This is a genomic window from Bacteroidota bacterium (assembly GCA_018831055.1).
Classification (GTDB): Bacteria; Bacteroidota; Bacteroidia; order Bacteroidales; family B18-G4; genus M55B132.
Genome location: JAHJRE010000164.1, coordinates 1 through 12,110 on the forward strand (window position 1 = coordinate 1; position 12,110 = coordinate 12,110).

At 43.0% G+C, this 12,110-nt stretch carries 13 protein-coding genes and 1 tRNA gene; 6 read left to right on the top strand and 8 right to left on the bottom strand.

Annotated features, from left to right (window positions below; genetic code table 11):
- Positions 1-9 precede the first annotated feature (9 nt).
- The 8 genes from KKA81_10610 to KKA81_10645 form a co-directional block, all read right to left on the bottom strand.
- Positions 10-159 (bottom strand): hypothetical protein, encoded by a 150-nt coding sequence (locus KKA81_10610; protein MBU2651376.1) that lies wholly within the window; start codon positions 157-159, stop codon positions 10-12.
- Positions 156-2,840, bottom strand: coding sequence for a TonB-dependent receptor (locus KKA81_10615; GenBank protein ID MBU2651377.1), 2,685 nt, complete (start codon positions 2,838-2,840; stop codon positions 156-158). The genes KKA81_10610 and KKA81_10615 overlap by 4 nt, the downstream gene beginning before the upstream one ends.
- A 30-nt stretch (positions 2,841-2,870) precedes the next feature.
- On the bottom strand, positions 2,871-3,983 hold the full coding sequence (locus KKA81_10620) for an ABC transporter substrate-binding protein (GenBank protein ID MBU2651378.1): 1,113 nt from the start codon (positions 3,981-3,983) through the stop codon (positions 2,871-2,873).
- Positions 3,984-4,045: 62 nt separating this feature from the next.
- Positions 4,046-4,480, bottom strand: coding sequence for a hypothetical protein (locus KKA81_10625; protein MBU2651379.1), 435 nt, complete (start codon positions 4,478-4,480; stop codon positions 4,046-4,048).
- Positions 4,481-4,726: 246 nt separating this feature from the next.
- On the bottom strand, positions 4,727-5,356 hold the full coding sequence (locus KKA81_10630) for an ATP-binding cassette domain-containing protein (protein MBU2651380.1): 630 nt from the start codon (positions 5,354-5,356) through the stop codon (positions 4,727-4,729).
- Entirely contained in the window at positions 5,350-6,171 is an 822-nt protein-coding gene (locus tag KKA81_10635) for an ATP-binding cassette domain-containing protein (protein MBU2651381.1), read from the bottom strand. Before KKA81_10635 ends, KKA81_10630 begins: the two co-directional genes overlap by 7 nt.
- A gap of 10 nt (positions 6,172-6,181) precedes the next feature.
- Positions 6,182-7,045 (bottom strand): branched-chain amino acid ABC transporter permease, encoded by an 864-nt coding sequence (locus KKA81_10640; GenBank protein MBU2651382.1) that lies wholly within the window; start codon positions 7,043-7,045, stop codon positions 6,182-6,184.
- Positions 7,045-7,893, bottom strand: coding sequence for a branched-chain amino acid ABC transporter permease (locus tag KKA81_10645; protein ID MBU2651383.1), 849 nt, complete (start codon positions 7,891-7,893; stop codon positions 7,045-7,047). The genes KKA81_10640 and KKA81_10645 overlap by 1 nt, the downstream gene beginning before the upstream one ends.
- A 115-nt stretch (positions 7,894-8,008) precedes the next feature.
- Here KKA81_10645 and KKA81_10650 point away from each other — a divergent pair, with 115 nt between their 5' ends.
- From KKA81_10650 to KKA81_10675, 6 genes are all read left to right on the top strand, one after another.
- Entirely contained in the window at positions 8,009-8,395 is a 387-nt protein-coding gene (locus KKA81_10650; protein ID MBU2651384.1) for a hypothetical protein, read from the top strand.
- 122 nt (positions 8,396-8,517) lie between these two features.
- Positions 8,518-8,904, top strand: coding sequence for a hypothetical protein (locus KKA81_10655; GenBank protein MBU2651385.1), 387 nt, complete (start codon positions 8,518-8,520; stop codon positions 8,902-8,904).
- A gap of 102 nt (positions 8,905-9,006) precedes the next feature.
- Positions 9,007-9,080, top strand: a tRNA-Arg gene (locus KKA81_10660).
- A 617-nt stretch (positions 9,081-9,697) separates the two neighbouring features.
- The gene (locus KKA81_10665) at positions 9,698-10,138 is read left to right on the top strand and encodes a sigma-70 family RNA polymerase sigma factor (protein ID MBU2651386.1); all 441 of its coding nucleotides are present in this window, start codon (positions 9,698-9,700) and stop codon (positions 10,136-10,138) included.
- On the top strand, positions 10,125-10,577 hold the full coding sequence (locus KKA81_10670; protein MBU2651387.1) for a zf-HC2 domain-containing protein: 453 nt from the start codon (positions 10,125-10,127) through the stop codon (positions 10,575-10,577). Before KKA81_10665 ends, KKA81_10670 begins: the two co-directional genes overlap by 14 nt.
- 43 nt (positions 10,578-10,620) lie before the next feature.
- Positions 10,621-11,901 (top strand): hypothetical protein, encoded by a 1,281-nt coding sequence (locus KKA81_10675; protein ID MBU2651388.1) that lies wholly within the window; start codon positions 10,621-10,623, stop codon positions 11,899-11,901.
- Positions 11,902-12,110: the final 209 nt, after the last annotated feature.

The following is a 12,110-nucleotide window of genomic DNA, read 5'->3' on the forward strand; positions in this document are numbered from 1 at the left end:
ACTCTTGCTCTAACTCCTGCAACCTGAAACCTGCAACCTGCTCTCTGCCCTTACTCTTGCTCTAACTCCTGCAACCTGAAACCTGCAGCCTGCTCCTTCTCCCTTCTCCCTTCTCCCTTCTCCCTTCTCCCTTCTCCCTTCTCTTTTCTCCAATTTCATTTTTTAAACCCAAAATCAAAGCTCCACGAGACGTAGTAAAATGCACCGATTTCGGGCATTGCATATGCCTGTATATATTTTTCTCCCAGGATATTGGAACCACCTAATCTGAGGGTGGAGTAGATCTTCGGAAAACCATAGCTGATCTGTGCATCCAGTGTATTGTAGGAAGGAACGGGGCCGCTGGCAAAAATTGCTTCCCAATAATAACTATCCACCCATTTAAAATTCAGAGTAAAACCAAAGTTTTTATACACATTCTTTCCCTGGACCCCAACATTGAATTTATGTTTAGGGGTGTTGAAGCCTGGAATAACATCTTTGGAAAGTCCTGATGAATCTATATTACTGTATGTATAATTTATGTAGGCCATAATATTCTCTAGAAAATAATAACCTAAACTAATACCGGCCCCATAAGTATCAACGTCTTTTTCGATATTGGTCGCCACATTGTATTTCTGATAATTTCCCTGCTTTATGGCATCAATACCACTTTGTTCGCCAACAACGCCGACTCTTGGTGTACCAGTCCTAGTATATGCAATAAAATCCGAATAACGACTATAATAGGCACTAAAATCTACATAAAGCTTATTAAAAAAAGTACCATTATAACCAAACTCAACTGTTTTAACCTGTTCAGGTTTAACGCCCGGTACAATCAATGCTTCAAGCAAGGTTGAATCGCTATAGCCACCTATCTGATAAGCGTTTATAGAATTCTGGGAATATGTCGGTCCAAATCCGTCAACATTTCCAACAACGATATCTGACCCGCGATTCAGCAACTGATATTGATCAGAAACGGCCGGTGCACGGAATGCAGATTGTGCTGTAATGCGTAGATTGTGGTTTTCAATGCTGGTCACTAAGGCAATGCGTGGTGAGAACTGCCAATCATAATTTTCACTTTTATCCAGCCTGATCGATGCATATAACTTAACCATATCATCTGAAAATTTTCCAATACCCTGAATAAAACCACCGTATTCGTTAACATTTATTTCACGGTAGGTTCCATCCTTTTGGAGTGTATCTGCAAATACGGTACCATTTGAAATAGGGTGTGTGTTTCTGAAGGATGCTCCAATGTTCCAGTCGATTTTGTCGGAAGCATATTCATACATACCGTCAACATGATATATGCTTGTTTTGCTAGAATAATGAGCTCCAAATGGAGGATTTTCTTTTTGGATTTTCTCGTAAGCTTGTTCAAAATCTTCGGTACCAGGTTTTAACCAAGAATTTGCTGCTGCTGCAGTTCCTGCTTTGATTGCCTGGTTGAGTTGATCCTGTGTTAAAGCTAAGGAAAAATTATTCGAAAAATTTTGGACGGCATTGACATAAGCCGGTAAAAAAGCTGCATCTACTTTCCCAAGACTTGCAAATCCAAGATTCATTCCTGCACCTACAAGCGTATATGTATCTTTAGTGTTATCATCTATGTTATAACCCCTAATTGTAAAGCCTTTTCCTTTGAACTCGACTAAATGTATACGATGATAAAAGTCTTCAAGAGGGGCACGGTTGTTTCCCATGAACAAACTGGTACCTGTTGAAAACCTGTAAACATATTTTACTTGCATATCCTTTAAAAAACGGTAGTAAATTGCCCCGGATACTTTCATATTGTCTATTTGGCCATTAAATAACTCTTCTTCAGTGTAACCTGGCATCATGACTTTATTAAAAGGCGATGTATTCAAATCAATATTAGTAAAATAGTTCTTAAAATCCGCATAGGAAGGATCATTCATTATCCCACCCATAATCTTCTGCTGCAAGCTGGGATTTGCTGGAGCTTGTCCGTAAATATAATCAGACTGCCAGTCCATGGCCCTCATATATGATCCTGTAATTTTTAAACCAAGCTTGTTCTTAAAAAATGTCTTAGCCGCTCTGAATTGTCCTTCAAAAAATTCCCTGTTGCCACCTTTAACCTGGACAGCCACTCCTGGATAGTCGTATGGATCTTTGGTTTGATAGCTTAATACTCCCTGCATAGCATTAGGACCGTACAGAGCAGATGCAGGTCCCGAGATAACCTCAATATTTCTAATATCAATATCTGAAACGCCAAACATGTTTCCTGGAACAATATTTATGGTTGGTAATTGATTATCTACCTCATCGATGAGTTGCACTACCCTCAACTGAGCAGAAGTATTAAACCCACGCGTATTGAATATTTTAAACCCAATGCTGTTGTTAATCACCTCAACATCGCGAAGACTACCCAGGTCCTGGAAATAGTCGCCGGAGGGTGAGCTTTGTATCTGGCGTTCGCTGATCTTCTGGATGGTCAGCGGAGCCTTGCGGATATTTTCGCTGATACGGGAAGCACTGACAACCACCTCCGTACCCATAATGTAGGTAGGTTCAAGTTGAATGCGCAGGTCTTTTTGTCCGGGTTTGACATTCACCGCTACATCTTTATAACCGACATAAGTTACCAGGAGGGTGATTGATTCCGTTCCTTCAACCTGCAATTTGAAAAATCCGGCATCGTTGGTGGTGGCACCCTGTTGAGTGCCTTTGATCACTACATTGGCAGCAGCCAGGGGGTTTCCTGTTTCGCGGTCGGAGACAAATCCTTCTATGCTTTTCTGCTGGGCATTAAGAAAGAAGGGCAGAACAATCAAAAATATAAAAAGGCAATGGTAGATAATTTTTTTCATAACAAATTGATTTGTAATTATTTATTCTGATCAATTAACCTGTATTGTTTCTCCCTGGAAACGACGCACGATTTTCAGGGGGGCAATTACTTCTCTGGAAGCGTCCATATGGATCAATCCTCTAAGGCAGGAATAATCAAGTGTTTCAAGATAACTGCGCATGGAATCCGGATCGCAGCCATTTTCATAAAATCCCCTGCACAGGTAACATGCTATGCTGTAACCATAAATATTCATCCACTTAATATTATAGCCGTAGGTTTCGTTAAAAACAGAATCAACTTTAAGAAAACCGGGATGCTGGCTGTTAATATCAATACGGGCAAAAATGATCCCGTTTGCCGCCTCTCCGAGTGCATTCCATATCATATCATCATCGATGGATACCGGCAGGAATAAAGGCAGATCCGGGTTTTTTTCACGGATCTGGCGGATTCCGTTGATCATGGCTGCTCCCCGGCCTACAACCAGAATAAAATCGGGGTCAGATGACAAAACAGAAGATATCTTGTTTCTCAGATCGGTATCGGAGGCATCAAAAACTTCTCCCGGATCCATGTTACCACCAAGCGAAACGAAGCGTTGTCCGAAATGGTACCTTGCATCCAGGCCAAAATCGTCGTTGACAACCAGTGCACTTCCCTTTTTTAATCCAAGGTTTGCTGCATATCTTGCCAGCATGGGCATGTATACCGGTTCTCTCACAAAATCGCGGAATACCCATGGCATTGCATCCGTTACATCTGCAGCACTGGTAAGAGTAGCGAGGTAAGGAATACCCCGCTCGTTGACTATCGGGGCAGTTGCCTTAACCACCGGAGTATATCCTGAAATGATAAGATCGCATTGGTCCACATCGAGGAGTTTCTTGGTAATGCTAACCGCCTTCCCCGGATCCATCTGGTTATCTTCCACAACGGTTTCGATTTGCATTCGCTTGCAGGTGTCGTTAAACATCCGGAAACCCAACACAAGCCCCTTCTTCACTTCCGAACCCCAATTTGCAGCATTACCGGTAAGAGTTAGGTTTATGCCAACTTTACAGGAGGGAAGCCGGGTCGATTTATCATTAGAATTTTTACAGGAAAACAGAAAAAGAATACCAATTGATAAGATAATCAACTTAATCCGGTGTGCATCCATAATGGTTCAGGTTTGTGATCAATGCAAGAATAAGAAATAAAAATATAAATCAAGCAAACCATTTATACATGCTCCGGAGATTTTATTTCACAATTACCCGATTCAATGCTTCCCAGGAGGCAAATACCATTGTTTTCTTCCATCCCGATCAATAGCCATCCGTATTTCCTGAATATCTCACGTGAAAGAAGAAAATGCTCCACTTTATGAAGTGGTTTTACAATGGCCATTGGTTTCCGATAAGAAGAGAGGAGAGGTTTGGCCGGTTTAAGCCATTTACCGACGGCCACATCCGATACGTCCAGTATACGGGCAATATGCCTTATGCTTAATCCTTCCAGATAGAGGTGAATGGCTATTCTCTTTGCTTCAGCGGGCATTCCTTTTGTTCTGACCGTGAAAAAGTAATTACATGATTTGCATTTATAGCGCTGCTTCCCGGAGGCTTTACCGGCTTTGACAATAGATACGGAGGAACATCTCGGACAGTTGTTCATTGTATATAATTTGTTTGCAAGATATGAAAATAATCAAAATCCCGGGAAAATATTTAATGAAAAGAGAATGCTCTGGGGTACTCTGTGTAAAAAAATATTTCACAGAGAAACACTGAGAAGTCACAGAGAACCACGGAGGAGTTTTTCTTTCTTATAAAAACTCAACGGTCTAAGCATCAAAATACTATAATCCCAACATGCCAACTAACGCATTAGTTCACTGTGCTCCTGATACATAACCTGGTCTTAAAACAACCTGCCGTTTTTCAGAAGCATAATACGGTCGCAAATACCCTGAAAGTGTTCAGAATTTTGTTCTACCAGGATTATGGATGGATTGTATTTAGTACGGAAATCGATAATAAAATCACGGATCATGCGGGCATTGGAAGGAGAGATACCGGCAAAAGGTTCGTCAAGGAGCAAGAGGGATGGCTTACTTTGTACAGCCATGAGGAGAGCAAGGAGGTTTCTTTCCCCTCCGCTTAGATTTCCTGCTTTCATATATGCATAGCGGGAATTACCGAACAGCTCAAATCCGGCAACATCTTCCACCCTGTTTATGTATTTTCGCCCCGGGCATGCCAAACGGATGTTTTCGCGGATATTCAGATGAGGAAAAATAACTCCCCCCTGCAGGAATACGCCTATGCCTGCTTCTCGTAATTTATGACGGCTGATAGCAGTCCCATGGAACTGCACAGTTCCCGTCCGGTAAGGTATATTACCCGTAACGGTATTCAGCAGGGTTGTCTTTCCGGCACCGTTTCTTCCTGTAATGCCAAGGCTTTCACCTGTTTCAAGCTGCAGGGCCAGACCCGACAAAATCATATTGTCGCTGCGATAACCCGAATATATGTCTTCAAGCTTCAGCATACGGAAAGGTATTCATGTCTGACATCGGGGTGATTGAGGACTTCTTCGGTTGTTCCTGAAAAGAGTATACTTCCTGAAGAGATATAATAGCAATGGTCAACATAATTCCTGATAAAATCAACATTATGTTCTATCAGCAGTACGCTTCTGCCACGGCTGACAAAATCACGTATCCCTTCTCCCATCCACTTCCAGTCGCCTTCACTTATTCCTGAAACCGGCTCATCGAGAATAATAAGATCATGATCGCTGATCAGCAGGGTAACAAAAGCAAGCTGGCGTTGCTGGGCAAAGGACAGCTCTTCCGCTTTCACAGGAAGAAGCGGTTTGATATCCATGTATGGAAGAAATGTCACGAGCCTTTCATTTATCTTCCGATCCAGCTCCTCTGCCAGATCCCTGTATCTCGCATACCGGAGGATATTATAAAAAGGCCTTTCAAGTCTGGGATCCAGCAGCATCAGCATTATATTTTCCTTAACCGTAAGGTCGGGCGACCATTGAGTCCCCTGGAACAAGCGGCCTATACCCAGCCGGGCAATCCGGTTTGGAGGCAACTGATGGCATGCCGCAGTTTTTCCTTTATTCCGGTACCATATCTCTCCGCTTTCCGGTTTCAGGAGGCCGTTGATCAGGTTCAGGATAGTGGTTTTTCCTGCTCCGTTCCCTCCTATCAGCCCGGTTACCATTCCTCTTTGTATTTCCATGCTGACATCCTTCACTACCAGCGACTTCTCCCCCATCGCGCTCAGCGACCGTTTGTCAAGTGTGAATCCTTTTTCAAGGTTTTTTATGATCAGCAAGGCATCCTGCATAATATCCGTACTATTTTGGTTTTAAGGATTTGGATTTAAAAATCACCAGAACGATCAGCGCCAATCCGAAAATAATCTGGTTCACATGGCCGGCCATATGTTCCGGTATCCGGGCAAATCGAAGAAACTCGGGCAATAAGACGATCAGGGCTGCTCCCATGACGGCACCCCGGAGTTTTTCGGTGCCGCCGACAAAGACTGCCAGCAAAATGAAAATGGAAGCTTCCAGGTTGAAACCGGCCGGATGGATGTATGACATATAGGTCGCATACAGGTATGATGCAACACCAATAAAAGCTCCTGAGATCACAAAAATATAAACCCTTGTGCTTTGGGTATCGCGGCCTGCCGCTTTCATCGCCGGCTCACTGTCGCGCTGGGCCTTGACCAGCAGTCCAAAATACGAGTATTGAAGCTTATAAAACAGGAAAGCGACTATAACGGTGATTATCAGAGTCATCGCAAAAAAAGCCGGTAAACCGCTCACGACAACACCAGGCAATATTTCCGGAGCAGGGATACCGGAAACGCCAAGTGAACCACCGGTAACTGCTGTCCAGTTATACAGGATACTGAATACGATAAACTGAAATGCGAGGGTAGCCAGGATGAAATAATCCCCTTTCAGTTTCATCACAGGCCATGCCAGCATAGCAGCCACTGAAGCATTAACAAGCATAACAGCAAGCAGGGCAGGAATCAACGAGAGACCTAAACCCATCGCTACCAGGGCAGTGATATACGCACCTATCCCGAAGAAAGCAGCCTGTCCGAGGCTGATCAGCCTGCTCACATTGATAAGCAGATGCGAAGAAACAACCAGGATGATATATACCATCAGAACAATACCTATATGGAAAGCATAGGCCATCATCACACCCCCCTTTGTTTTTCAGGAATTATTCCCTCAGGTCTGATAAACAGAAAAACAAGCAATACGACGAAGGTGATCACTACCACCCATTGGCTTCCTGTGAAATATTCGGTGAACGACTGTATCAAACCGAGAAGGAAGCCACCAAGGACAGCGCCTTCATAACGCCCCACTCCTCCTATGACCATAGCGATGAAGGCGCTTATGAACAAAGGCAGTCCTGAATATGGATTAACACCGACATCGAGGCATTGGAGAGAACCGGCCACGGCAACAAGCGTTCCCGAAAGGATAAAGACCAGCGACCTCATCCTGGCGGCGGGGATACCGAGGTTCATGCTCAGCCGGGGCTCATCCCTGACAGCTCTCAGCATGAGGCCTGTCACCGTTGACTTCAGAAAAATGGCAAAGACGATGATCAGCAATGTTTGAATAAAGAAAATCATCAAACGGATATCCATCCAGGAAGTCCTCAAACTTTCCGGAATAATCCGCGGCTGGTTTCCGAAAACCAGTCCAAGCAGGTTGGTAATAACAATAAACACACCCACGGAGGCAATCATCAGCAGGTTGGGATCATTTCCCTTCCTGGAAACAGGATTATATACAACAAAATCGATAAGCCAGCTTAGTAATGCCACCGGTATAATGCTCAGAATCATGGCAACGGCAACAGAAAGGTGAAAGTTCGCGGTTAAAAACAGGAAGGTATAGGCAGCCAGGGTAAACAATCCGGCATAGGCTATATGAAAAACGCGGAAGGTATTGTACACCAATGCAAAGCCAAGAGCCATAATGGTGATGGTGCTTCCGTTGACAAGGCCGTTTTGCAGATAATCCCAGAGCATAAACCAATTCCGTATATGCGCCGAAATTACTAATTAATCCCGAAAGGCAAATTACCGGAAGTCTTTATTGTATAAACCACCTGAAAAGACTACTTTTGCATACAATGAAAGAACAATGATGAGATTCGGAAGCATTATCATTATTATTGCGGCTATCGTGTTTATTCTGGCAGGATGCGGCAAGGCAAACAAAGAGGTAACCGGAAAAAGACAAGCGAAGCAGGAGGCTGTCGTTAAGGTACCCGATCCCAGGGAAGAGATCCGGAAAGACGCGGATAAGCTGGCCTCCGCACTATGCAGGCTCAGGAAAGCCAAAGCGGAACTGGAAAAGTATCCTGATAATGATTTCCTGAAGTTAAAAACCAAGAACCTGGTAAAATACAAGAATGAGGTATCTCAGGAAATGAAAGCCAAATACGAAGGCATGCCGGAGAAGAAGGTAATATTTACGGAAGAGTTGGAAAAGGCGAAAATGGAGCATAGAGACTGTGTGGGAGGGTAAATCGGAGATCGGAGGTCGGAGATCGGAGATCGGAGATCGGAAAGATAAGATCTGAGATCTGAGATCTGAGATCTGAGATCTGAGATCAAAAGAAGTATATAATTTTAAAGAGGACATAGTATATGAAAAAGCAAAGTGTTTTTACTGGTAAATTTTTGGTGGTGCTAATCTTGCTTATTGCGTGGGCATGTGCAAGTGATCCGGAGGACAAGCTAAAGGATGAGGCCCGGCATTATGCAAAACTAAAGTGTGAGATGCGTGCGGAGCTGGATAAAATGATGGGCGACACGCTCGGGACCTATCCACAGGCCTTGATCGACTCTGTCCGGAAGGCAAGAAACCAGGAAATACGGTTAATCCGGGAGAAATATCAGGAAGACGCCGATCTTCTGAAAAGATTCAATGAACTGGTGCAGGAAGAAGCTCAGACTCTGGATGAATGCAAAGGGTTGATCAACAAACCGCGTGAAAAGAAAGACAGAGAAAAAGGCAAGGCACAACCGGAGTAGGAAAACGGAAATTTGTATATTTGCGCGCGGAAATCGACCCCGGTTTTCACCAGGGCAGACGATCGGAGACATAGCTCTCCGATCTCCGATCTTCGATCTCTTGGTCCCGTAGCTCAGTTGGATAGAGCAACAGCCTTCTAAGCTGTGGGTCGCAGGTTCGAATCCTGCCGGGATCGCTCAGAAGTCATAAAGCATTGTAATATAGTTTATTACGATGCTTTTTGTTTAGATACTATTCTTAACTCCGAGAATCCTCTGTGCAACTCTAAGAAATAATTACACTGAGTAATCGACAATCGACAAGCTAATTTGACAATCCATATTTCCGCGAATAGGTAATGAATAAATGCCACTAATGAATAATAATAAATGCCACGAATGCACAAATAAAGATTAATGAACGATATTTCAATTTACCAATAACCGTGAAGTCATGATGTAATTCATTCGTGCATTTGTAGCGATTTTATTATACACTTGCAGATTTGAGGCTCAACAAGACCATGAAGTCAAAATCAACATAATCCCTGCGTCCCTGCGGTTCTGCTAGTTTTATTCAAGTAAATACTTCTCCTCTGCGTCTCTGCGCGAAATAAACTCAGCAAGGAGATAAGAATTTTCACTCTGAGATAGCTTTTTTTTTCGCGCAGAGGCACAGAGTATGCATGAGGCGCAAAGAGTTTTTGGATTTAAATTAATTTTAATGTCACAAAACTCTTCCTCAAACAGACATACATAATATCGCAAAACTCTGGAAAGCTTTAAAGACATATACAAGGATAATTACCTTAAAATGCACAGCATTGCCAGAAAGATGGTTAATGACAGCAATGTGGCCAGTGATATCGTGCAGGAAGTTTTCGTCTATTTCCTGGAAAGAAAAGAAGGGCAAAAGGAAATACACAACACGGGGAGCTGGCTTTTGCGCGCTACCATTAATAAATGTATTGATCACAACGGACGGAAGAAGCTTTTTCAGAATCTGGATGGGGTGAGAGATACCGGATCTGCTGATCAACAAAGCGCTGTAGATGAAAAGGCCGTCATCCGCCTTGCTCTGTCAAAACTTAAACCCCGGGAGAAAACACTCGCAGTGCTATACAGCGAAGGATATTCGTACAGGGAATTATCCGGTTTAACCGGGATAAGGTACTCCTCCATTGGCAAGAAACTCTCCAGGGTACTGAACAAAATGAAGGACGAATTAAAAAACCTGAATTATGAGCTGTATTAAAGAAGGTCTTATCCAGAAATACATTGACGGGGAGACCACGCAAAAGGAGACAGCCCGGATTGAGAAGCATATCGCCTCCTGTAACAAATGTTCCTCCAGGATTTCGGAAAGAAAACTACTGGCTGTCACGATGAAAACTACCCTCAACAAGCTTAATGAGTCCATCAATAATGTTGTGCCCTTTGTCAATCCATCCATCCGTTCAGGAAGGAAATCCGTTACCCTGATCCGGCTATCAATCATAGCTGCTTCGGCTGCGTGCATACTGCTCTTTGCCATTTTATTGAAAAAATGGTCGGATGTGGAGGTTGAAAAAGAGATCATCCTGAGCAATAGCATTGAAAATGAAATAGATGCAAACCGTACCGCCTCCCAACAGGAAATGACCATCACCGTCATTTCAGAAGATGGTGAGGTTACAGAATATCAAAGCAATTAAGAATTGAATAACCACGGGAATATCCCGGCAAAAGAAAAACAACATGAAGAATTTAATGATTCTGCTTTCTTTCCTGCTGATTACATCCACCCTCACCTCACAAAACCTCCTGGATATTTACAAGACCGGAAAAGTCAGGCTGGTAGCCGATAAAGAATATGCTTCGGTGAATAACTGGGAGAAAATTTTTGTTTCATATTACGACACCGTGTATGGAAAGCCAATGGCAAACCGTAAATCGATCGTATTGCTGCCCGACGGTTCGGTTGTGGTCAATCATGCTTACCGGAACTACTATTCGCTTTTCAATCCAAAAGGCCTATTTGTAAAGGATTTTAACATCAGAAAACCGGATGGAGAGGTTATTAAATCGACAAAGAGCATCACCGGTGTTTTGGATGGCAAGATCCTGCTCACGGATGCCGACAATATGGGCAAGATTCTCTGCACTGATCTTGAAGGCAATTATATAAAGACTCTTACGCTTGATTATATGGTTAAAGGCATGGTTCCCCTACCAGGCAGAAAGATTGCAGTAGCCGGATGGGTGATCTGGAAAGACAAATTCAGGGATTTTGTCGCCATCGTTGATTATGAAACCAACGACCAGAAAGTGATCTGGGAACATTTTACAGAAAGAGGCAGTGCGAATGACCGCAAAAAGATGTTTAACTATACCTATCGTTTCGAAAACGGGACGAGCATTGGATTAAATACTATGCCATATTCAGGATATACAGGAATGAGTATACCGCCCAGGATGGAATACCTGAACAATAACCTCATTATTTCGATACCTTCCGATGGCGATATCCTGGTATATGACCTTAACGGAAACCTTCTCCGTAAAGAAAAAGTGGATTGGCAGGCAAGAAACATTACGGTTGAGGAGCAAAAGGAAATCCAAAATAATTTCATAACGAAATACCAGACTATGGATGAATCGAAATATGCCGCCTTCGGTTCTGCAGAAGAAGGAGAAAAAGCAAAGCAAACCATTATTAGTCAGATGGAAGAAGATCTTGGAAAGATATCAAAACCCATCAATATCCCCTATTTCTCCAATATCATAAAGGATTCCGACGGTAATCTCCTTTTCTTCGAATTTCCAAGGGAAGAAGGGGAAAACCGGTTCAATGTATGGGTTTTCCAGGAAACAGGACGTTTTATATGTCAGAGCAGTTTCATCTGTGATGATTATGATCTGTCGATTACTCCGGGAAAAATGGTTTTCCGCGATGGATATATTTATGCGTTACAGGAACTTCGCAATGCATCCGGCAATCCACTTCGGCTCGTACGATTTCGCCTGACAAGTGAATAAAGCGAATGCAGGGAGTCTTTGTACTTCTTAACTGTCATTTGTCATTTGTCATTTGTCAATTACTAATGTGTCAGTGCCTGAAATATGTTGACCACTTTTTGACCATCAAAAAGTTAAGAAATGGCAACAACATCATCTTTTAAAAAGCAATTTGACCAAAGGAGACAACGTACTTTTTCAGAATCAATCAGAAAAGAAGTTGTACGCAA

Bases quoted from the DNA above. Each gene is read 5' to 3' on its own strand.
- KKA81_10610 (MBU2651376.1), bottom strand. From the start codon at position 159: ATGAAATTGGAGAAAAGAGAAGGGAGAAGGGAGAAGGGAGAAGGGAGA.
- KKA81_10615 (MBU2651377.1), bottom strand. From the start codon at position 2,840: ATGAAAAAAATTATCTACCATTGCCTTTTTATATTTTTGATTGTTCTG.
- KKA81_10620 (MBU2651378.1), bottom strand. From the start codon at position 3,983: ATGGATGCACACCGGATTAAGTTGATTATCTTATCAATTGGTATTCTT.
- KKA81_10625 (MBU2651379.1), bottom strand. From the start codon at position 4,480: ATGAACAACTGTCCGAGATGTTCCTCCGTATCTATTGTCAAAGCCGGT.
- KKA81_10630 (MBU2651380.1), bottom strand. From the start codon at position 5,356: ATGCTGAAGCTTGAAGACATATATTCGGGTTATCGCAGCGACAATATG.
- KKA81_10635 (MBU2651381.1), bottom strand. From the start codon at position 6,171: ATGCAGGATGCCTTGCTGATCATAAAAAACCTTGAAAAAGGATTCACA.
- KKA81_10640 (MBU2651382.1), bottom strand. From the start codon at position 7,045: ATGATGGCCTATGCTTTCCATATAGGTATTGTTCTGATGGTATATATC.
- KKA81_10645 (MBU2651383.1), bottom strand. From the start codon at position 7,893: ATGCTCTGGGATTATCTGCAAAACGGCCTTGTCAACGGAAGCACCATC.
- KKA81_10650 (MBU2651384.1), top strand. From the start codon at position 8,009: ATGATGAGATTCGGAAGCATTATCATTATTATTGCGGCTATCGTGTTT.
- KKA81_10655 (MBU2651385.1), top strand. From the start codon at position 8,518: ATGAAAAAGCAAAGTGTTTTTACTGGTAAATTTTTGGTGGTGCTAATC.
- KKA81_10665 (MBU2651386.1), top strand. From the start codon at position 9,698: ATGCACAGCATTGCCAGAAAGATGGTTAATGACAGCAATGTGGCCAGT.
- KKA81_10670 (MBU2651387.1), top strand. From the start codon at position 10,125: ATGAGCTGTATTAAAGAAGGTCTTATCCAGAAATACATTGACGGGGAG.
- KKA81_10675 (MBU2651388.1), top strand. From the start codon at position 10,621: ATGAAGAATTTAATGATTCTGCTTTCTTTCCTGCTGATTACATCCACC.